Raw genomic sequence first — 22,331 nt, forward strand, 5'->3', positions numbered from 1 at the left:
GCTCCCCTCAATCCATTGAGTAGGAGCAACGATAGTCGTGCTGGATCCGGGCGGCCAATCGACAGGAGTTACATTTGATGTGCGCCAGGGCTCCCACAGGTTTTATGTGGTCGTTACACCGGTTGCAACGGCATCGTCAGCTCCACCCGCAAGCCATCCGGCCGACTGTCGAAATGCAGGGTACAGCCGCAGCGCTGGACGATCGCCTGGACAATCGCCAGGCCGAGGCCGCAGCCGTTGCTCTGGCCGTTGCGCCAGAAGCGTTGGGTCAGGTGTTGCAGGTCGTCATCGGCAATGCCCGGGCCATGGTCGCGCACCACGAACTGCACGCGGTTGCCGGTGGTTTGCAGGCTCAGTTCCACCGGCCCGTCACCAGGCGTATGGCGCAAGGCGTTGTCCAGGAGGTTGCGCAGTGCGGCAATCGACAGCACCGAGGGCATTTTCACCGGGGCGTGGGAAACCCTGGTCGGCAGCTGGAGCCTGATGCGTTGACGATCACCGCCGGCCGTGTCCTGTATCGCCAGTTTCGCCACCTGCTCGGCACTGCACTGCACGCCATCGTCAAACGACAGGCTGCCCTCGACCCGCGCCAGCAACAGCAGTTGCTCGAGGGTGCGATGCAGGCGGTCGGCGCCCTCTTCGGCCCGGGCCAGGGACTGATCACGGGCCGCGCCTTCGGTCATGCGCGCCACCTGCAGGTGAGTCTTGATCGCGGTCAGCGGGCTGCGCAATTCATGGGCCGCGTCACCGGTCAGCCGGCGTTCGCGTTCGATGGTCTTGCCGATGCGCTGGAACAACTGGTTCTGCGTGTCGAGCAAGGGTTGCAGCTCGCTGGGCAACGGCTGGACCTGCAAAGGCTCGAGGGAGTCGGGGCTGCGGCGCATCAAGGCGTCGCGCATGCGATTGAGCGGTGCCAGGCCCTGGCCGATGCCGAGCCAGAGCAGGCACAGGCAACCGAGCAGCGCCACGCCCACCGGTACCGAAGCGGCCAGCAGGATCGACATGTTCAACGCCTCGCGTTCGATCTGCCGATCGGCCGTAGTGATTCGCAGGTCGCCACGGGCCAGGGTGAAACTGCGCCACGGCGCGCCGTCGATGATCTGGTCGTGGAATCCCATTTTCTCGGCTTCCAGGGTTTGTCCCGGATCACTGTGGCTGCGGGCGAGGATTTCACCGCGCAACGAACTGACCTGGCACGCCATGCCGCCGGGAATGTTCAGTTGCTCGGCACTGAAATGGGTGCCCTCGCCCTTGCTCGGCAACGGCGGCAATTGCTCCATGAGCCCGGCGACCATGCGCGCCGAGGCCACCAGGCGCTGGTCGAGGGAAAACATCATCTGGTTGCGCAGGTCGCTGAGCATCCAGGCTGCGGCCAAGGCCCAGATCAGGGCAAAAGCGCCGCCGAGCGTCAGGCTCAGGCGCAAACGCAGGCTCATCACTTTTTCAATTCCTCTGCTCCATCGGCCGGCCCCAGGCGATAACCCAGGCCGCGCACGGTCTCGACGATGCCGTTGCCGAGTTTGCGCCGCAGGTGATGGATATGGACGTTGAGGGCGTTGCTTTCCAGTTCGTCGTTGAATCCGTAGACGCTGTCTTTCAACTGCTCGGTGGACAGCACCCGGCCACGGTTATGCAGCAGCGCCTGCAACAGCGACTGCTCGCGGCGCGACAGGTCCACTGGCTGGCCGCCCAGCGTGGTTTCGCGGCTGCTCGGGTCGTAAGTCAGGGCACCGTGCTCGATCAGGTTGACGCTGCGCCCCGCTACCCGCCGCAACAGCGTGTGCAGGCGTGCGGCGAGTTCGCGCAGGTCGAACGGCTTGAGCAGGTAATCGTCGGCGCCGGCTTGCAGGCCGTCGACACGGTCGGTGACCGAGTCGCGGGCCGTGAGGATCAGTACCGGCAGTTCCAGGCCGTTGTGGCGCAGTTGCTGCAAAAGCTTGAGACCGTCTTCGTCCGGCAGCCCCAGGTCAAGCACCATGACGTCGAATTCGGCCACCTTGAGCATCGCCCGCGCCGCCGACGCAGTGGCGACGTGTTCCACGGTCAGGCCCTGGGCTGTCAGGCCGGCAACGATGCCACTGGCAATCAACTCATCGTCTTCGCAAACCAGTACGTGCATGGGTGCTCCATGAGTAAAAACACGAGTGAAGCAAGCCAGGATTAAGCCGCAATTATGGCAAGGTCCCCCCCCAACGAGAAGCAGGGTCTTCCATTCAGTCGTCGCAAAGCGTAACAGGGGGGTATTAAATAATCGCCGGGATATTTGAGCGCTTTCTGCTTAGTTTGATCAAACAACCTGGTTTCAAACCGAAACAAACTCCCCTTAAAAAGTACACAAAACCAAATTCCATCGCGATATTCTGAATCCGCACTCAACTTAAATCAACCACAACTCACAAAGAACATCCTCCATTAGTGAAAACAAACCTACCTGACTGAAAGGAATCAGATCATGCCAATACTCAAGAACTTTGTTGCCGTCGACTGGCGCTCCGGCAAAGATGCCATACACTTCTTTTTCAAAGACACCAACAAATACTCTCGCTTCAACATTGGCGACAACGAAGTCCCGGATGGATACCCCAGTGATATATCGAACAACAATTGGAAAGCGCTTCACCCTCACATCAAAAATCTGCGCTTCGGCTTCACCACCACCAACATGTTCGACGGCAACCACCACTGGTTGGACGCAGATTCGTCGTGGTTATTTTTTTATAAAGACAATGTACCAACGGTCTGCAAATATGATCAGGATGCTGATAAAGTCATCTATATAAAACCCGTTCTAGAAACAGCATGGCGCCCCCTGCTTCCTTTCTTTCCTCTGATCGTCGCAGGCACATGGTGGCAGACCTCTGACGTTGACAGTGCACATTTTCGTTTCCTCATGAGCGACGGTTACTACTTGAGCGTCGACTATAAAGCCGTGTGCATCAACGACACGTCATATTGGAAGATACCAGAGGCTGAGCGTGACGAAATAACCGACTGCACATGGCCTGGCCTGGCGAAATACAAAGATCGAATCATCACTGCCGTACAAAACGATCGGTCTTTCGCCGACAACTATTACTATATCTTCCTGACGAACAACGAATACATCAGGTACAACATGGATAAAAACAAGGCCGACTCAGCACCGATCAAGGTCGATGACATCTCTTGGCCAGGACTCTTACGCGACTAAACCTCATCCAGAGACCATGACAGCAAAGCGTGGCGGTTAATCACCGGTTAATCGCCACCCGGCATCGTGCACCTCACCTGAACAGGGATAAGGCTTACCCATGCGTCGACTCTTTTTACTTTTTGTCCTGTTGATCTCGGGTCTGGCCCAGGCCGGGACCAATCCGTTCGAGACAAAACCCGACTTTCTCCCGGTCGGCAAAGCGTTCGTTTTCACTTCAGAACGCCTGGAGTCCGGCGAAACCCAGCTGTTCTGGCAGATTGCCGATGGCTATTACCTGTACCAGAAACGCTTGAAGTTCGACGGTTTGCCTGCCGACCAGCATCCCGCGCTGCCGGAGGGTGAATCCCACAGTGATGAATTCTTCGGCGAACAGCAGGTTTATCGCCAAGGCCTTGAGCTGAAGATCCCGGCAGGCGCGACCGGCCAGATCAAGGTCGGCTTCCAGGGCTGTGCCGATGCCGGATTGTGTTATCCACCACAAACCCAGGTCGTGGATCTGGGCGGTAAATCCCTGGCTGGCGCGGCAGACGAAGCGCCAGACCAGGCCCTGGCCAGCAATCTGCAGCAACGCGCATTGGGTTGGAGCCTGTTGGTGTTCTTCGGGCTGGGCCTGCTGTTGGCATTCACCCCGTGTTCGCTACCGATGCTGCCCATCCTGGCCGGTCTGATCGTCGGCAGCGGCGCTACGCCGAGGCGCGGCGTGGCCCTGGCCTGCAGTTATGTGGTGAGCATGGCGCTGGTGTATGCGGCGATGGGTGTGTTGGCGGCCTCCCTCGGGGCGAACCTGCAGGCCTGGTTGCAGAATCCTTGGCTGCTGGGCAGTTTCGCGACGATTTTCGTCCTGCTGGCATTGCCGATGTTCGGCTTCTTCGAGCTGCAACTGCCGGTGGCCGTGCGTGACCGGCTGGAAAACGTCTCACGCAATCAGCGTGGTGGCAGCCTGGTCGGCGCCGGTGCGCTGGGTGCGTTATCCGGTCTGCTGGTCGGCCCGTGCATGACCGCGCCGCTGGCCGGCGCGCTGCTCTACATCGCGCAGAGCGGCAACGCGCTGCACGGTGGCTTGATCCTGTTTGCCATGGGCATCGGCATCGGTGTGCCATTGTTGCTGCTGGTGACAGTCGGCAATCGCTTCCTGCCCAAGCCTGGCGCCTGGATGAATCTGCTCAAGGGCATCTTTGGCTTCCTGTTCCTCGCCACGGCGTTGCTGATGCTGCGCCCGGTGCTGGATGAATCGCTGTGGGTCGGCTTGTGTGGTGCATTGCTGGTAATCGCGGCTTATAGCGCGTGGAAGCAGTCGGATGGTTTTGGCCGCATCGCCCATCTGTTCGGCGCCACCTCGCTGCTGCTGGGTTTGTGGGGCAGCCTGTTGCTGATCGGCGCGGCGGGGGGCAGTGATGATCTGTTCAAGCCGTTGCAGGTCTTTCGCGCTTCCGGCTCGGCCGTGGCCGCCGTGCCAAGCGGCCACGACGCCTTCACCACGATCAAGGACCCCGGGGCCCTGCAACGGGAACTCGATGCTGCGCAAGCGCAGGGCCAGTGGGTGCTGCTGGACTACTACGCCGACTGGTGCGTGTCGTGCAAGGTCATGGAAAAACAGGTGTTCGGCAAGGCGAAGGTACTGCAAGCCTTGAGTGACGTGCGCTTGCTCCGACTGGATGTCACCGCCGACAATGCCGCCAGCCGCGAACTGCTCGGCCGCTATAAAGTGCCCGGCCCACCGAGCTTGCTGTGGATAGGCACCGACGGTATCGAGCGACGTAGCCAGCGCATCACCGGCGAGGTCGATGCCGACACTTTCCTGCAACGCTGGACCACCACCCGAGACGCCCGTTAATGCTGACTTTTACCCTCGGCACCTTTGCCATCGCGCTTAACCACCTGCTGCTGATCAGTGCCTTGGCGCTGGCAACGTTCGTCGGTTGGCGGGTGGCCAAGCGCGGTGGCGAGAACCCCGAGTCGGTGCTGTTCGGCCTGTTCCTGATTGGCATGCTCGCGGCCCGCATCGGTTTCGTCGCCGTTTACTGGACGCACTATCGCAGCGATCCCTGGCAAGTCATCGACCTGCGCGACGGCGGTTTCCTCGCCTGGCCTGGGGTTATCGCGCTGGTGCTCGCCACACTGTACCGAGGCTGGCGTCGCCCGGGCCTGCGCCGTCCACTGGGCTTCGGCGTGGCCAGCGGCCTGGCGTTCTGGTTGCTGGCGACATTCTCGCTGAGCATTTTTGAACAGGGCACGCGCCTGCCGGACATCAGCCTGCGCAATTCCGCCGGTGAAACCGTGCAATTGGCGGACTATAAGGGCGGCCCGCTGGTGATCAATCTCTGGGCCACCTGGTGCCCGCCCTGCCGCCGGGAAATGCCGGTGCTGGAGCACGCCCAGCAACAGCGCCCCGACCTGACCTTCCTGTTCGTCAACCAGGCCGAAAGCATGCAAAGCGTCAGCACGTTCCTGGAAACCCAAGGCCTGAGCCTGTCCAACGTGCTGTTCGACGGCGGCGGTCGCCTGGGCCAGGCCGTCGGCTCCATGGCATTGCCAACTACGCTGTTCTATAGCCCCGACGGTCGCCTGCTGGGCAGTCATCTGGGCGAGCTGTCGCAAGCCAGCCTGGCCCGCGCCCTGGAAAACTTCGATTCCGTACCTGCCACTTCTTCAAGGAAATTGCCATGCCCCGCCTCCGCCACCTGCTGACCCTGAGCCTGGGTGCCGCCCTGCTGCACCTGCCAACGGTGCAGGCCGAAGAGCTGCCCGAGGCGATCAAGAAGATCGAAGCCAAGGGCGCGAAAATCGTCGGTCAATTCGACGCCCCCGACGGCTTGCGCGGCTACGCGGCGCAATACCAGAATCGCGGCATGGCGCTGTACCTGACGCCCGATGGCAAGCACGTTTTGCTGGGCAATCTGTACGACGCCGAAGGCAATGACCTGAGCAGCGCGCCGTTACAGAAACTGGTGTACGCGCCAATGTCCAAGGAAGTCTGGGCCAAGATGGAAACAAGCAACTGGATTGCTGACGGCAAGAAGGATGCACCACGGATCGTCTACATGTTCAGCGATCCGAACTGCCCTTACTGCAGCATGTTCTGGGAACAGGCGCGGCCGTGGGTCAAGGCCGGCAAGGTGCAGTTGCGGCACATCATGGTCGGGATCATCCGTGAGGACAGCCCGGGCAAATCCGCGGCGCTGCTCGCTGCCAAGGATCCGCAAAAAGCCCTGTACGACCACGAAGCCGCGGGCAAAAGCAGTTCGCTCAAGGCCTTGAAGGATGTGCCGCCGGCGATTCAGGCGAAACTCGCGGCGAATATGAAACTGATGGAAGACCTGGAGCTGCAAGCCACTCCGGCGATCTTCTACATGGATGACAAGGGCGAGTTGCAGCAACAGCAGGGGGCGCCGGCGCCGGACAAGCTGGCGAAGATTCTTGGGCCGAAGTAGTTTTCCGATGATTCGGTGGTGAACTCACCGCCGCCATCGCGAGCAGGCTCGCTCCCACAGGTGATTGCATTTCCCTGTGGGAGCGAGCCTGCTCGCGATGGGGCCATCACAATCGACTAATTTCTCTGGGCTAAAAACTCGAGCAGTACCTCGATCACAAACCCCGGATTCTCCAGATTGGAAATATGCCCCGCCTCCGGCACCAGTACATACGGGCAACCGATCAACCCGGCCATTTCCATTGTTTCGCTGGGCGGACGTGGCTTGTCCTGATCGCCACACATCAGCAGCGTGGTCGCGGCATCCATCTCGCCCAGACGCGGCAACAGATCATCCCGGCCAAAGGTAATCCGCCCCATCGGCACGATGCTTTCACGTAGCCGCTCAGGCGGCAGCGCGGCGAGCTTGGCGCGAAAATCCTGGTACAGCGCCAACTGCGGATCGATGCCCGGACGGAAGAAGATCGGCACCACGATATCCAGCAATTGCTCGGAAATGACGCCGGTTTCTTCAATCATCTTGAACAGCGAAAAGTAGTATTGCCGGGTCAGTTCGGGCTCGACACCGACGTAGGTGTCCATCAGCACCAGACCGTTGAGCCGTTGCGGTGCCGACAACGCCAGGCGCACACCCCACATGCCGCCCACCGACAGGCCGACCAGGGTCACGCGATCGATGTCCAGGTGATCGAGCAGGGCCAAGGCCTGGCGTGCGATGTCATCCAGCGAGGTTGTGTTGGCAGGCAGCGGTCCGGATTCACCGTGGCCCCACAGGTCCAGCGCGATCACCCGATATTGCTGCGACAACACCGTAATCTGCGGGGCCCACATGGCCTGGTCCCACAGGTAGCTGCCGGCCAGCAGGACGGCTGGGCCGGTGCCTTGATCGATGTAGTGAAGGGGTTGGCCGTCGATAGTTACGAAGGGCATCGCAGTGGCTCCGTTTGAAAATGGAGCCGGAAGATTGAGCGGCTGACGGTTTGCCGTCAATCACACGATTGTATGCGTCTATACCGGCCCCTTCGCTGGCAAGCCAGCTCCTACAGGTTCGTTGGTGAACACATAACATGTGAACACCACGAAACCCTGTAGGAGCTGGCTTGCCAGCGAAGGGGCCGGCACAGGCACTAGAGAATCAAAGCCCCTCCAGCTCCGCCATCAAGTCATTCAACCGATCCACCTTCTCCTCGGTGATGTCGCTGGCCGCCAATCCATCAATGTACCCGGCCAGTTCCTCCACCGTGCTGCATTCGAACATCGCCCGCAGCGGCACATCGCGCTGCAGGGTTTTCTGCACCCGCGAGGCGATCTGCGTGGCCAGCAACGAATGCCCGCCCAGCTCGAAGAAGTTGTCGCGGATGCCGACTTTCTCGACCTTCAGCACCTCGGTCCAGATGTCCGCCAACGTCTGCTCCAGGTCGTTGCGCGGCGCCTGGTAATCCTGGCTTTGCAGCTGGCCGATCTCCAGCGCCGGCAGGGCCTTGCGATCCAGTTTGCCGTTGGCGTTGAGCGGCAGCCTGTCTAGCCACAGCCAATGCAGCGGCACCATGTATTCCGGCAGCTCGGCGCGCAGGCGATGCTTGATGCGCTCCAGGTGTTCAGCCGGATTCAGCGTTGAATCCGCCGCCACCAGATAACCCACCAAGTGCTTGCCGTTGACCCCTTCCTGCACCCCGACCGCCGCGTCGCGGACTTGCGGCTGTTCATGCAGGCGCGCTTCGATTTCACCCAGTTCGATCCGGTAGCCGCGAATCTTCACCTGATGGTCGATACGCCCGACGTATTCCAGCACGCCGTCACTGCGACGGCGGGCCAGGTCGCCGGTGCGATACAAGCGATCGCCCGGTGCGCCGAACGGGTTCGGCACAAACACCTGGGCCGTGCGCAACGGATCGCTGACGTAGCCGCGCCCGACCCCGGTGCCAGCCACGCACAACTCGCCCACTGCACCCAGCGGCACCAGTTCCAACGCGCCATCGAGCAGGTACAGGCGGTTGTTGTCGGTCGGCGTACCGATTGGCAAATAGCTGCCGCGGGTGGAGGCCATGTCGACGCGGAAAAACGCCACGTCATCCGAACATTCCGCCGGGCCATAGGCATTCACCAGCCCGATCTGCGGGTAGCGCAGCAGCCATTGATGCGCCAGCTCCGGCGGCATCGCCTCCCCCGTCGGCAGCATCCAGCGCAGGCCATCGAGGCTCATGCGTTCCTGGGCGAGCATGCCCTGGATAAGCGACGGCACGCTTTCCAGCACGGTGATGCCCTGGCTTTGGACGTGGGCAAGCAAACCCTGCGGATCGTGGGCGATGGTGTTCGGCACGATGTCCACCCGCGCGCCGAACAGCGGCGCGGCGAGGAACTGCCAGACCGAAATATCGAAGCTTTGCGAAGCGGTCTGGGCAATCACGTCTGCCTCGCCCAGGCTCAGGTACGGCACCTTGCTCAACTGATTGTTGAGCATGCCGCGCTGTTCGACCATCACGCCCTTGGGCAAACCGGTGGAGCCGGAGGTGTAGATCACGTAGGCCAGGTTGTCCGGCCCGCTGTGGATGCCCGGGTTGGCCACCGAGACATCGCTCGCCTGCACCTCTTCCCACACCAGCAACCGCGGCCGACTGGCGCAACCGAACTCATCCAGCAACGCCAGTGCTTGTGCGTGACAGGCGCGGGTGCACAGCAGCAACGGCGTGCGGCTCAAGTCGATGATGCGACTCAGGCGCTGGCTCGGCAGCCCCGGGTCCAGCGGCAGATAACCCGCCCCCGCCTTGAAGCTGCCGATGATCATGCCGAGCAAATCGAGGCTGCGTTCGGCCAGCAGCGCCACCGGTTGATCCAGCCCGACGCCAGCGGCAATCAGCGCATGGCCGAGGCGGTTGCTGCGCTGGTTCAACTCGAGGTAGCTGTAGTGCTGACCCAGGCAAGTGGCGGCAATCCGCTGCGGGTGCGCCGCCACTTGCGCTTCAAACAAGGCAACGTAGCTCTGCTCCAGGGGGTATTTGTGTTCGCTCTGGTTGCAGCCGTGGATCAGGAAGTCCTGCTCCTCGGCCCCCAGCAGCGGCAGGTCTGCCATGTCGCCATGGAACCCCTCTACCAACGCCAGCAGCAGGCGCTTGAACTCGCCAAGCATGCGCTCGACGCTGGACTCATCGAAATACCGCTGGTCATAGGACAGGTGCAAGCCCAGGTCATCACCTGGATAACACACCGCCGTCAGCGGGAAGTTGGTGTGGGTGCGGCCCGAATCCGAGGTCGCCTTCAGGCTTTGCGCACGGTCCAGCACCGAGACTTCCACCGGGGCGTTTTCGAACACGAACAGGCTGTCGAACAGCGGCTGGCCCTTGGGCAGTTCGCTGTTTTCCTGGATGCTCACCAGCGGCAGGTACTCGTACTCACGCAGTTGCATGTTGCTGTCGAGCAAACCGCTCAGCCATTGGCGCACGCTGCAACGCTGATCGTCGTCAGGCATTTTCACCCGCAACGCAATGCTGTTGATGAACAGGCCGACGGTGCGTTGCATCTCCGGCATCTCGACCGGACGCCCGGCCACCGTCACCCCGAACAGCACGTTGCGATCACCGCTTAACCGGCGCAACACCAGGGCCCATGCCGCCTGGGCAAAGGTGTTGATGGTCAGCTGATGCGCCTGGGCCAGTTCACGCAGCCGCGCACCGTCACGGACATCGAGGCGGGTGTAGCGGTCGCCGACGATCATGCCGCCGCTGTCGCCGGCATGTTCGCGCAGGAACGGCCGGTCGCTCGGGATCGGCGTGGTCCGCTCGAATCCTTGCAGATTGGTTTTCCACCATTGCCGCGCTTCGGCCAGGCTCTGGTGTTGCAACCAGGCGATGTAGTCGCGGTAACGCGGCGGCAAGGCCAACTGCGCTTCCCGGCCTTCGCCGAGGGCGGTGTAGATCTCGAAGAAGTCGTTCATCAGCAGCGAGCGGCACCAGGCATCGATCAGGATGTGGTGGTTGCTCATCATGAACCAGTAACGTGCGGCGCCCACCCGGATCAAGCGCAGGTGGAACGGTGCCTGGTTGAGCAGATCGAACCCGGCCTCGCGTTCGGACTTGAGCAAGGCCTGCAGCTTCGGCTCCTGCTCGGCGGCGGCAATCTCGCTCCAGTCCAGGTACTCGATCGGCGTGCTGCCCGGCTTGTGGATAACCTGCAGCATGTCTTCGCCGACGTTCCAGCAGAACGATGCGCGCAGGGCTTCGTGGCGGGCGATCACCGCTTGCCAGGCCTGGGCGAAACGTTGCGCATCGAGCTCGCTGTTGATGCGGTAGCGATCCTGCATGTAGTACAGGCCCGTGCCGGGTTCCAGCAGCGTGTGCAGCAGCATGCCTTCCTGCATCGGCGTCAGCGGGTAGACGTCTTCGATCTGCGCCGCGGCAATCGGCAGCGCATCCAGTTGCGTCTGGTTCAGTTTCGCCAGCGGGAAATCCGACGGCGTCAGGCCGCCCGCGTCATCGCGCAGACAGTGCTCGATCAGGCTGCGCAATTCGCCCAGGTAGGCATCGGCCAGCTCGCTAATGGTCTGAGGCTCATACCGTTCGGCGCTGAAGGTCCAGCGCAGCACCAGTTCGCCGCCGTAGACCTGACTGTCGACGCTCAATTCATTGGGTAGCGGCGCCTGCGCATCAAAGGCCGCGCCAATGGCTTCATCCAGCGGATGGAACAGCGCATCGGCCGCAAAGCTCTGGTCGAACTGCCCCAGGTAGTTGAAGGTGATCGGCGCCGCCGGCAGTTCGGCCATGCGCTGGCGGCTCGGCTCATCCGCCAGATAACGCAGCACGCCATACCCCAGGCCTTTGTGCGGCACGGCGCGCAGTTGCTCCTTGATCGCCTTGATCGATGTGCCCTGCCCGGCCGCCTCCTCGATGTTCGACGGCGTCAGGCGCAGCGGGTAAGCGCTGGTGAACCAGCCGACGGTGCGGGTCAGGTCGATTTCGTCGAACAGCGCCTCGCGGCCATGGCCTTCGAGTTGAATCAGCGCCGACGCGTGACCGCTCCAACGGCACAGCACACGGGCCAACGCGGTCAGCAGCAGGTCGTTAACCTGGGTGCGATAAGCACTCGGCGCCTGTTGCAGCAATTGTCGGGTGCGCTCGCTGTCGAGGCGCACGCTGACGGTTTGCGCATGGCGATGCTGACGACCGCCCTCCGGTCGATCGCAGGGCAATTTGGCGCTCGGCCCGGCCAATTGATCCTGCCACCAGCCCAGCTCTTCACGCAGGGATTCGCTGCCGGCATAGGCCTGCAAGCGGGCGGCCCAGTCCTTGAAGGCGCTGGTCTTGGCCGGCAGTTTCACCGGCTGCTGCGCGTCGAGTTGGCGATAGACGTTCTGCAAATCGTCCAGCAGCACGCGCCATGAAACGCCGTCGATCACCAGGTGGTGAATCGCGATGAACAAGCGCTGCTGACCCTGGGGACCATCGACCAGCAACACCCGCAGCAACGGCCCCTCTTCGAGATCGAGGCTGCGCTGGGCGTCGGCGAACAGGGCGGCGCATTTGTCCATGGACGCGACGCGGACTTGCCACAGTACCGGCATGTCGGAAAGCGCCTGGTGCTTCGCCTGCCATTGACCGCCTACCTGGCTGAAGCGCAAGCGCAACGCATCGTGCTGTTCAATCACCGCCAACAGCGCTTGCTCCAGGCAATGGGGTTCCAGGGCCTCGCTCGGTTGCAACAGCAACGCCTGGTTCCAGTGTTGGCGCTGGGGAATGGCGGTGTCGAAGAACCAGTGCTGGATCGGCGTCAGGCGCGACTCGCCGCTGAGCAAACCTTGCTCGGCAGTGACCTGCTCGGTGCGGGTCGCCACGGCGGCGAGAGTCTGTACGGTCTGATGCTGGAACAGGTCGCGGGGGCTGAAGTGAATGCCCTGCTGACGCGCACGGCTGACCACCTGAATCGACAGGATCGAGTCGCCACCGAGCTCGAAGAAGTTATCGTTGAGCCCGACCTGTTCGACGTTCAGCACTTCGCACCAGATCTGCGCCAACGTCAGCTCCAGCTCGTTGCTGGGCGCCACATAGTGCTGACGGTTCAGCTCCGGGTCTGGCGCCGGCAGTGCGCGGCGGTCGAGCTTGCCGTTGGCGGTCAGCGGCATGCTCGCCAGCAGGATCAGGTGCGTGGGCACCATGTAATCCGGCAGCTGGGCCTTGAGGTGCGACTTGAGTGATTCACGCAGTGCGGTTTGTTGCGACGGGTCCTGTTCGGCAACGTCCGTGACCAGATAGCCGACCAGTTGCTTGCCGCTCGGTGCATCGAGCGCCAACACCACCGCTTCACGTACCGATTCATGTTCCAGCAAACGGGTTTCGATCTCGCCCAGCTCGATGCGGAAACCGCGAATCTTCACTTGATGGTCGATACGCCCGAGGTATTCCACAAGGCCATCGGCACGCTGGCGCACCAGGTCGCCGGTGCGGTAGATACGCCCGCCGTTGCCGGCAAACGGATCGGCAACAAAGCGCTCCGCCGTCATGCCCGCACGCTGGTGATAACCCTGGGCCAGGCCGGCACCACCGACATACAACTCGCCGGTCGCGCCCTGCGGCACCAGCGCCAGGTCGGCATCGAGAATGTACGCCACGCGATTGCCGATCACCCTGCCGATCGGCACGCTGCCGGCGCCTTCCTCCAACACCTCGGGGGCCAGGCTGGCCAGAGGCATGACCACGGTTTCCGTCGGGCCGTAGGCATTGAAGAACCGCTCCGGATTGAACGCCGCACGAATCCGCGCCAGGTGTTCACCAGTCAGCGCCTCGCCACCGGTGATGATCATGCGCACCGGCAAGGTTGCGTTTTGCGTCGCCAGCCACTGCGCCAACTGGCTGCCGTAGCTCGGGGTGAAACCTAGGATGTTGATGTGGTGACGACGGATCAGCCCGCAGATTTCTTGCGCGTCCCATTGGCCCTGGGCGCGCAGCACCACCTGGGCACCGCTCAACAGCGGCACTAATAGACGCTCGGTGGCGGCGTCGAAGTTGATCGAATAGAAGTGCAACTCGCAGTCGTCCGGGCGCATGCCGAAACGCTCGATCACCGCGCGGCAATGCATGGCGATTTCGCCGTGGGACACCACCACGCCTTTTGGTTTACCGGTGGAGCCCGAGGTGTAGATCAGGTACGCCTGATGTTGTGGCAAGCTGATGGATGGCAGTTCGGACAGCGGATAATTGGCCAGCGCCGCCGTGTCTTCCTCGAGGCACCAGCGGCCGACGCCCGCGGGCAAATCGCCAAGGGCCTGGAACATCGCCGCGTCACTGAGCAGCAAACCGACGCCGCTGTCTTCGATCATGAAGTGCAAGCGATCCAGCGGGTATTCCGGGTCCAGCGGCACGTAGGCGCCGCCGGCCTTGAGGATCGCCAGCAGGCCGATGACCATCTCCAGCGACCGCTCCAGCGCCAGGCCCACGCGCACCTGCGGGCCGACGCCGCGCTCGCGCAGCATCCAGGCCAGGCGATTGGCGCGGCTGTCGAGTTCGGCGTAGCTCAGGGTTTGCCCGGCAAAGGTCAGGGCCGGTGCATCGGGACGCGCCAGGGCCTGTTCGCTGAACAACTGATGGATGCACTGGTCGAGTCGATGCTCGCCCGGCTCGACGCCAAGGCTGTCGAGCAGCTGTTGCTGTTCGCCGGCTTCGAGCAACGGCAACTCACTGAGGCGTTGCTGCGGATCGGCAATCAGCGCCTCCAGCAGGTTGCGCCAATGGGCGGCCATGCGAGCAATGCGCGGCTCGTCGAACAGATCGGTGCTGTAGGTCAGGCAGCAACCGAGGCGATGGTCGAGGTCGGTGACTTCCAGGTTGAGGTCGAACTTGGTCGCGCGGGCATCGTTGGCCAGGTATTGCACGGTCATGCCGGCCAGGGTGCGGCTCTGCTGGAACTCCCAGCGCTGCACGTTGCACATCACCTGGAACAACGGGTTGTAGGCGGCGCTGCGCGGTGGCTGCAAGGCCTCCACCAGATGATCGAACGGCAGGTCCTGATGGGACTGGCCCTCGATCACGGTGTGGCGAACCTGCTCGAACAACTCGCCGACGGACATCTGCCCATCGAGCTGGCAACGCAGCACCTGGGTGTTGAGGAACGCACCGATCAGCCCTTCGCTTTCCGGGCGAATCCGGTTGGCCACCGGCGCGCCGATGCGCAGGTCGGTCTGGCCGCTATAGCGATACAGCAGCGTGGCCAGGGCGGCGGTCATGGTCATGAACAGGGTCAAACCGTTTTGCGCATTGAAGGCGCGCACCCGTGCCGCCAGGTCATCGCTCAGGTCGAAACGGTACAACTCGCCCTGGTGGCTCTGTACCGGTGGACGCGGACGGTCGGCCGGCAACTCCAGCAGCGGATGCTCACGGCCCAGTTGCGCCGTCCAGTAGTCGAGCTGGCGCTGGCGTTCACCGGACTCCAGCCATTGGCGCTGCCAGACGCTGTAATCCAGGTACTGCACCGGCAACGGTGCCAGCGGTGATTCGCGGTCCTCGACCAAGGCTTCGTACAGCGCACTGAGTTCCCGGGCAAAGATGTCCATCGCCCAGCCTTCGGTGACGATGTGGTGCAGGGTCAGCACCAGGTAGTGTTCCTGCTCGGCGGTCTTGACCAGGCAGGCGCGCAGCAGCGGTCCGGTTTCCAGGTCGAAGGGTTTGTGTGCCTCATCGTCGGCCAGTTGCTGCACTTGCCACTCGCGGCCATCGGCATCCAGCGCGGTGAAGTCCTTGCAGTCCATGCGCACTGAAGTTGAGGTATGCACCTGCTGGCGCGCGACGCCATCGACGCTCGGGAAGGTGGTGCGCAGGGTTTCGTGACGCATGATCAAGGCCTGCAACGCGGCCTCGAAACGCCCAACATCCAGCACCCCACGCAAGCGCGCCATGCCGCCGACGTTATAGGCCGGGCTGTCCGGCTCCATCTGCCAGAGGAACCACATGCGCTGCTGCGAGTAGGACAGCGGCACCGCTTGGCTACGGTCGACTTTGGCAATCGGTGGCTGTTCGTTGGTACGGCCGCTGGCCTGGATCAGGCGCACCTGTTCGGCAAAGGCGCCCAGATCACTGTTTTCGAACAGCGCGCGCAACGGCAACTCGACGTCGCAGGCCTGGCGCGTGCGGGAAATGATTTGCGTGGCCAGCAGCGAATGGCCGCCGAGGGCGAAGAAGTCATCGTGCAGGCCGACTTGCGCGAGGCCCAGCACGTCACGCCAGATGCCGGCGATCTGCTGTTGCAGTTCGGTCACTGGTTCGACGTGTTCGCGCACCTGCCACTGCGGTTCCGGCAGGGAACGACGGTCGAGTTTGCCGCTCGGGCTGAGGGGCATCGCGTCCAGGCGCATCAGCTGTGCCGGGACCATGTATTCCGGCAGTTCGGCCGCCAGTGCGGTTTTCAGGCGGGTGTTTTGGGCTTCTGCGGATTCGGTGGAATCGGCGGTGTAGTAGCCGATCAACTGGCCACCGGCCGATGTTTCGCGCACCAGCACCACGGCTTGGGCGACACCGACTTGCGCCAACAGCCGCGCTTCGATTTCTTCCGGCTCGACGCGAAAGCCGCGCAACTTGACCTGCTGATCGAGACGTCCGAGGTATTCGATCACGCCATCGGTGGTCCAGCGCGCGCGGTCACCGGTACGGTACAGACGCGCGCCCTGCTCGCCCAGCGGATCGACGACAAAACGCTCGGCGGTCAGGCCCGGGCGCCCCAGATAACCGCGGGCCAGGCCGATGCCGCTGATGCACAGTTCGCCCGGCACGCCGGCCGGTACGGGATTCAGATCACTGTCGAGTACGCGGCAGATCACGTTGCCCAGCGGCCGGCCAATCGGCGAGCGCTCGCCATCCGCACGGGAGCAGTGCCAATGGGTCACGTTGATCGCGGTTTCGGTCGGGCCGTAGCGGTTGTGCAACTGCACGGCCGGCAGTTGCTGCAGCACGCGGTTGCGCAACTCGGCCGGCAGCGCTTCGCCACCGCAGAACAGCCGACGCAGGCTGGTGCATTCGGCGCTGAGCGGTTCGTCGATGAACAACGCCAGCAGCGGCGGCACGAAGTGCAGCGTGGTCACGCCGTACGCTTGAACCAGCTGCGCGATGCGCTGTGGATCACGGTGCTCACCCGGCCCGGCAAGCAGCAGCCGGGCCCCGGTGATCAGCGGCCAGAAGCACTCCCACACCGACACGTCGAAACTGATCGGCGCCTTCTGCATCAGCACATCGGTTTCATTCAGGCGGTAGGTGTCCTGCATCCATTGCAGGCGTTCGGCGAGGGCCGCGTGGGTGTTGCCGACGCCTTTCGGTTGCCCGGTCGATCCGGAGGTGTAGATCACGTAGGCGAGGTTGTCGCCGTGCAGGTGCAAGCCCGGTGTGTGGCTTGGCCAGTTTTCCAGATGCAGGGCGTCCATCGCGATCACGCTGACACCGTCGGTCGCTGGCAAGCGCTCGAGCAATTGAGTTTGCGTCAGCAGCAATTCGACGCAGCTGTCGCTGAGCATGTAGGCCAGGCGTTCGGCGGGGTAATCCGGATCGAGTGGCACGTAGGCGCCACCGGCCTTGATGATCGCCAGCAGGCCGATCAGCAGTTGCGGCGAACGCTCGGCAGCAATCGCCACGCACACATCCGGGCCGACGCCTTTGTCGCGCAGGTAGTGGGCCAGGCGATTGGCCTGGGCATGCAGTTCGGCAAAATCGAGGCTGCCGTCGTCCCACAGCAGCGCGGTGCGTTCCGGGGTCAGGCGTGCCTGATCGTTGAGCAGCTCCGGCAGCCAGCGGCGGGCAGGCGCGCACGGTGCAACGGCCCACTGCGCTTGCTGATCGGACTCAGGCCCGGTCAGCAGTGGCAGGTCGCCGATGGCGGTTTGCGCTTGCTTACTGATGGCGCGCAACAGGTTGCGGTAATGCTCAGCCAGACGCTCGATGGTCGCTGCATCGAACAGCTCGCTGGCGTAGTCGAAGGACAGGCTCAAGCGCCCGTTGCGATCTTCTTCGCTGTGCAACTGCAGGTCGAACTTGGCCTCGCGACTGTGCCACGGCAGCTCTTCGGCGAGCAGCCCCGGCAAGCGTTTCAAGGCGCTGAGATCGCGTTGCTGGTGGTTGAACATGACCTGGAACAGGCCCTGTTCGCGCGCCTGCGGGAAGGCCTCAAGCAGTTGCTCGAACGGCAGGTCCTGATGCGCCTGTGCACCCAACGCGGCCTGGCGGGTTTGTGCCAGCAGCTCAATGAATGGCAGTCGCGAATCCACCTCGGCGCGCAGCACCTGGGTGTTGATGAAGAAGCCGATCAGGCCTTGGGTTTCCAGGCGCGGACGGTTGGCATTGGGCACGCCGATGCGGATGTCGCGCGCACCGCTGTAGCGATGCAACAGGCTCTGGAATGCGGCGAGCAACAGCATGTACGGCGTGGCTTGGTGGGCCTGGGCGGTCTGGCGAATGGCATCGCTCAAGTCCGCCCCCAGGCGCACGGTATGGCGGGCGGCGCTGTGCAGCTGTTGCGCCGAGCGCGGGTGGTCGCAGGCCAGGTCCAGGGTTGGATGCTCCTCGCCCAACTGCGCTTTCCAGTAAGCCAGTTGGCGCTCGCCCTCCCCTTGCGCCAGCCATTGGCGCTGCCAGCTGCCGTAGTCGGCGTACTGGGTTGGCAATGGCGCGAGCGTGGCCTGTTGTCCTTGCGCAGCCGCCGCGTACAGCCGGGAAAATTCGTCGATCAACACGTTCATCGACCAGCCATCGGCGATGATGTGGTGCAGCGTCACCAGCAACTGGTGATCTTCGTCGTCGAGGCGCACCAGCGTCACCCAGAGCAACGGACCTTTCTCCAGGTCGAACTGAGTGCGCGCTTCGTCCTCGCGGATTTGCTGGGCGCGGGCTTCACGCTCGGCCACCGGCAGATCGCTGATGTCGATGCGTTGCAGATTGAATTCAGCGGCCGCATCCACCTGCTGCAGCGCCACCCCGTCACGCTCGAAGAAGCGCGTGCGCAGGGATTCGTGGCGTTCGATCAACTGCTGGAAACTGCCGCGCAGGGCGTCTTCGTCCAGTTCGCCACGCAGGCGTAAGGCACCGGGAATGTTGTAGGCGCTGCTCTGCGGGTCGAGTTGCCAGGTGATCCACAAGCGATTCTGCGCCAGGGATTGCGGCATGGCCTCGCTGCGCGACAGCGTGGTGATCGCACCCTGGGCGAGGCCACCGTCCTGCTGTTGCCGCGCCACCGCGTCGGCGAAGGCGCCAAGGGTCGGTGCTTCGAACAGCAGGCGCAGGTTCAACTCCAGGCCGAGTGTTTCCCGCAGGCGCGCCACCACTTGCGTGGCCGCAATGGAGTTACCGCCCAGCAGGAAGAAATGATCGTCGGCAGCGACCTGTTTGACCTGCAATTGCTCACACCAGATCTGACCGATCAGGCTTTGCAGCTCCGAGGCGGATTCGCCGTTGCCTACGCTTTCTGTGGCAGCCGAAGGGAACAGCGCATAACTGTCGAGGCTGCCATCGGCCAGGCGATTGCGGCACGCCGAGCGTTGCAGTTTGCCGCTGGAAGTCTTGGGCAAGGCGCCCGGATTGAGCAACACCACCACGCTCGGCGCTTGCTGATACGCCTCGGCCACGGCCTGGCGGATGGCCTTGATCAAGGCCTCGGGCGGGAGGATTTTTTGTACGCTGCGGCTGATTTCCGCGGCGATGCCGATGCCTTCCTGACCGTCGATATTCACCGCAAAGGCGGCGACGCGCCCTTTGCGCACCACCTCCACTTCACGTTCGACGGTCTGCTCGATGTCCTGTGGATACAGGTTGTGGCCGCGAACGATCAGCATGTCTTTCAGGCGCCCGGTGATGAACAGTTCACCGTCGCGGATGAAACCCAGGTCACCGGTGCGCAGCCATTTTTTATCGGCGTGCTGGACGAAGGTCTTGGCCGAGGCCTCTGGGTTGCGCCAGTAGCCGTGGGCGATGCTCGGCCCAGCGGCCCAGACTTCACCGACCGCGTTGTCAGCCAGTTCGCTGAGCGACGCCGGGTCCATGATCAACACCGCGTGCTCCGGCTGGCTGATGCCGCAGCTCATGATCGCGCTGCCCTCGCCCGCTTCGGCACGGTTTTGCGCCAGGGCCTGATCGTCCACCCGCAGGTTGCCGATGCCTTGGCCCCGCGGAGTACCGGCCACGAATAGCGTGGCTTCCGCGAGACCGTAGGAGGCCATGAAACTGTCTTCGGTGAAACCGCAGCTGGCGAACTTCTCGGCGAAGCGTTCCAGGGTGTCGAGGCGAATCGGTTCCGATCCGGAATAGGCCACGCGCCAGCCGCTCAGGTCGAGGCGTTCCAAGGCCGACTCACTGACCCGTTCGCTGCACAGACGATAGGCAAAATCCGGCCCGCCACTAATAGTCCCGCCGTATTCACTGATCGCTTCGAGCCAGCGCAGCGGCCGACCGAGGAAGTACGCCGGCGACATCAACACGCACGGCACACCACTGAAAATCGGCTGCAACAAACCGCCGATCAGGCCCATGTCGTGGTACAGCGGCAGCCAGCTGACGATCACGTCGTCGGGGTTCAGGTCGATGCCGAAACCGTGGCGGATCAGCAATTCGTTGGCCACCAGGTTGCCGTGGCTGACCTGCACGCCCTTGGGCAATGCGGTGGAACCGGAGGTGTATTGCAGGAAGGCGATGTCATCGTCTGCCAGGGCAGGCGCGACCCAGCGATCGGCGTGGGCGATGTCGAGGGTATCGACACACAACAACGGCGGCGCGCCTTCGATTTGCAGCAGCGAATCGCGCAGGCCGGCACTGGTCAGCAACAGGCGCGGCTCGGCATCGCCGATGATCGACAGCAACCGCTCCTGATGATGCCGACGCGCCGACTCCGGCGGATAGGCCGGCACCGCGATCACCCCGGCATACAGGCAGCCGAAGAACGCCGCGACGTAATCAGGCCCACTGGGAAACAGCAACACCGCGCGCTCGCCAAAACCGGCCTCGGCCTGCAGCGCGCCGGCAATCGTCCGCGCCCGCTGATCCAGCTCGCGATAACTGAGCACCACAGCCTGATCCTGGGTTTCGGCGAGAAAACGCAAGGCCACCCGATCCGGCGTCAGGGCCGCGCGGCGCTGGAGGGCTTGGACCAGAGTGCTGGGGAGTTCGAACGCGTCGGTCATGAGGTTTCCTGCCTGAATTCGGCTTGCAATTGGAATCGGTGTCGTAACGTCACGCCCCATCGGGGGGCATGCGGGACGCGGTCTTCGCCGACCGCGCAAGGCATTGGCAATGCTGTGGTGTCCGGGGCTGCAGCCCGGAGCCATTCACCAATGAGAACGGATGACCTTGGCAAATAATTAGTCGACAGCCTTGCGCACCAAGCAGGCCGTGGCGCGTCAGCGTGTCGCAGTTCTCACTCTGCACCTTCAAGGAGCATTACTTCTCTTTCTCAATTGACAATCATTATCATTCAACATAATTTGTCGCTCGATGTGTAGGACGGCCCCGGCCTTCTTGTCGTCCCACTAACCTATTGGCAGCAAGGTGATCTCCAATGACGGAACAAGCGTCCACAAGCAGGTGCGATTCGCCGCTACTTCAGGCATTCGTCGACAATCGACTGATACTGGTCAAGATTGCAGCCCGCATCACCGGCTGCCGCTCGCGCGCTGAAGATGTGGTGCAAGACGCGTTCTTCCGCCTGCAATCGGCGCCGAACATCACCTCCTCGTTCAAGGCGCAGCTCAGCTACCTGTTCCAGATCGTGCGCAACCTGGCGATCGACCACTACCGCAAGCAGGCCCTGGAACAGAAGTATTCCGGCCCTGAAGAAGAAGGCCTCAACGTGGTCATCCAGGGCGCCTCCCCGGAAACCTCGCACATCAACTTCTCCACCCTGGAAAACATCGCCGACGCATTGACCGAGCTGCCAAGCCGGACGCGTTATGCGTTTGAGATGTACCGCTTGCATGGCGTGCCGCAGAAGGACATTGCCAAGGAGTTGGGGGTGTCACCGACGTTGGTGAACTTCATGATTCGGGATGCGTTGGTGCATTGCAGGAAGGTGTCGGGGAGTCGGGCGGAGACGTTTGCCCAGCGTTGAGGCTTGATCGTTGGATCAAGAAGGTCGCTCTGAGATTCGCGACGAATCAGTCGTCATGCAGTAAACCCGAGTTGTATTCGCTGAAGCTGCTACCAAGCGCGCTGCCGTGGAAATTAAGTTTGCCGGGGTTGTTGCTGTGGCTTGGGGCAAAGCCAGCAGACGGTTGGCAGTCTTCGGAATAACAGCTATGGGTACTCGTCCCCGAACAGGCGCTCAACAGCAAAGCACCGGCGATTAGCGCGACTTTGATTGTGTTTGAGATCATTTCTCAGATTCCTGTGAGGAGGAGCTGCGGTTTGGCTGGTGTCTCCATCCTAGGCCGTCGACCCGCCGCCCATAATGAAACCTTGCTGAGTGACAGCGTTGGTTCAGGATCAGTTACATCTCTAATAAAAAGGGCGCCTCTCGGGGGACGTTCTACAGTTTTATAGCGCTTGTTTAAATCACCTACAGCTTACTTCCTGAAAGCTACAAGACCTTGCGCCGTTGCCTACCGCTACGCCAGAATCCGCCGGCTTGTGCGTCTAGGGCCTGGGCTCTATCGTTTTCCGGTCGCTGAAAAACAGCGATCGGGTTTGGTAGCCCGGATCAACTAGTCGTATCGCTCACCGCTCACAGACCTTTTTCAGGCTCTGGTTTATGGTGGCCATGCGT

10 protein-coding genes are annotated in these 22,331 nt (G+C 62.6%); 5 read left to right on the forward strand and 5 right to left on the reverse strand.

Translation table 11 applies throughout. From position 1 onward, the window contains the following. Positions 1-113: 113 nt before the first annotated feature. Positions 114-1,439, reverse strand: coding sequence for an ATP-binding protein (locus HFK74_RS04405; protein WP_180202510.1), 1,326 nt, complete (start codon positions 1,437-1,439; stop codon positions 114-116). Beyond that, on the reverse strand, positions 1,436-2,119 hold the full coding sequence (locus tag HFK74_RS04410; protein ID WP_180202511.1) for a response regulator: 684 nt from the start codon (positions 2,117-2,119) through the stop codon (positions 1,436-1,438). Before HFK74_RS04410 ends, HFK74_RS04405 begins: the two co-directional genes overlap by 4 nt. Before the next feature lie 333 nt (positions 2,120-2,452). Here HFK74_RS04410 and HFK74_RS04415 point away from each other — a divergent pair, with 333 nt between their 5' ends. The 4 genes from HFK74_RS04415 (at position 2,453) to dsbG (ending at position 6,624) form a co-directional block, all read left to right on the forward strand. Further along, positions 2,453-3,190 carry a hypothetical protein gene (locus HFK74_RS04415; RefSeq protein WP_180202512.1) on the forward strand — a complete coding sequence of 246 codons (738 nt, stop codon included), beginning with the start codon at positions 2,453-2,455 and terminating at the stop codon, positions 3,188-3,190. A 100-nt stretch (positions 3,191-3,290) separates the two neighbouring features. Beyond that, the gene (gene dsbD, locus HFK74_RS04420) at positions 3,291-5,027 is read left to right on the forward strand and encodes a protein-disulfide reductase DsbD (RefSeq protein ID WP_180202513.1); all 1,737 of its coding nucleotides are present in this window, start codon (positions 3,291-3,293) and stop codon (positions 5,025-5,027) included. After that, positions 5,027-5,881 (forward strand): TlpA disulfide reductase family protein, encoded by an 855-nt coding sequence (locus HFK74_RS04425; RefSeq protein ID WP_008056455.1) that lies wholly within the window; start codon positions 5,027-5,029, stop codon positions 5,879-5,881. Before dsbD ends, HFK74_RS04425 begins: the two co-directional genes overlap by 1 nt. Beyond that, entirely contained in the window at positions 5,857-6,624 is a 768-nt protein-coding gene (gene dsbG / locus HFK74_RS04430) for a thiol:disulfide interchange protein DsbG (RefSeq protein WP_180202514.1), read from the forward strand. Before HFK74_RS04425 ends, dsbG begins: the two co-directional genes overlap by 25 nt. A gap of 116 nt (positions 6,625-6,740) precedes the next feature. On the opposite strand, the gene HFK74_RS04435 is transcribed toward dsbG, so the two are convergent. Next, complete coding sequence (locus tag HFK74_RS04435; RefSeq protein WP_180202515.1) at positions 6,741-7,553, reverse strand: alpha/beta fold hydrolase; 813 nt, start codon at positions 7,551-7,553, stop codon at positions 6,741-6,743. A gap of 205 nt (positions 7,554-7,758) precedes the next feature. Continuing rightward, positions 7,759-20,754, reverse strand: coding sequence for a non-ribosomal peptide synthetase (locus HFK74_RS04440; RefSeq protein ID WP_180202516.1), 12,996 nt, complete (start codon positions 20,752-20,754; stop codon positions 7,759-7,761). Positions 20,755-21,128: 374 nt separating this feature from the next. Between HFK74_RS04440 and HFK74_RS04445 the strand changes: the two genes are divergently transcribed. After that, entirely contained in the window at positions 21,129-21,677 is a 549-nt protein-coding gene (locus HFK74_RS04445) for an RNA polymerase factor sigma-70 (RefSeq protein ID WP_180202517.1), read from the forward strand. A gap of 46 nt (positions 21,678-21,723) precedes the next feature. Here HFK74_RS04445 and HFK74_RS04450 read toward each other — a convergent pair whose 3' ends face one another. After that, the gene (locus HFK74_RS04450; protein WP_180202518.1) at positions 21,724-21,942 is read right to left on the reverse strand and encodes a hypothetical protein; all 219 of its coding nucleotides are present in this window, start codon (positions 21,940-21,942) and stop codon (positions 21,724-21,726) included. Positions 21,943-22,331: the final 389 nt, after the last annotated feature.

The organism is Pseudomonas sp. SbOxS1 (genome assembly GCF_013416725.1).
In the GTDB taxonomy this organism is placed as follows: domain Bacteria; phylum Pseudomonadota; class Gammaproteobacteria; order Pseudomonadales; family Pseudomonadaceae; genus Aquipseudomonas.

What these genes read in the sequence shown, in the direction of transcription:
- HFK74_RS04410 (WP_180202511.1), bottom strand. Translation starts at nt 2,119, where the DNA reads ATGCACGTACTGGTTTGCGAAGACGATGAGTTGATTGCCAGTGGCATC.
- HFK74_RS04445 (WP_180202517.1), top strand. Translation starts at nt 21,129, where the DNA reads ATGACGGAACAAGCGTCCACAAGCAGGTGCGATTCGCCGCTACTTCAG.
- dsbD (WP_180202513.1), top strand. Translation starts at nt 3,291, where the DNA reads ATGCGTCGACTCTTTTTACTTTTTGTCCTGTTGATCTCGGGTCTGGCC.
- HFK74_RS04415 (WP_180202512.1), top strand. Translation starts at nt 2,453, where the DNA reads ATGCCAATACTCAAGAACTTTGTTGCCGTCGACTGGCGCTCCGGCAAA.
- dsbG (WP_180202514.1), top strand. Translation starts at nt 5,857, where the DNA reads ATGCCCCGCCTCCGCCACCTGCTGACCCTGAGCCTGGGTGCCGCCCTG.
- HFK74_RS04450 (WP_180202518.1), bottom strand. Translation starts at nt 21,942, where the DNA reads ATGATCTCAAACACAATCAAAGTCGCGCTAATCGCCGGTGCTTTGCTG.
- HFK74_RS04425 (WP_008056455.1), top strand. Translation starts at nt 5,027, where the DNA reads ATGCTGACTTTTACCCTCGGCACCTTTGCCATCGCGCTTAACCACCTG.
- HFK74_RS04435 (WP_180202515.1), bottom strand. Translation starts at nt 7,553, where the DNA reads ATGCCCTTCGTAACTATCGACGGCCAACCCCTTCACTACATCGATCAA.
- HFK74_RS04440 (WP_180202516.1), bottom strand. Translation starts at nt 20,754, where the DNA reads ATGACCGACGCGTTCGAACTCCCCAGCACTCTGGTCCAAGCCCTCCAG.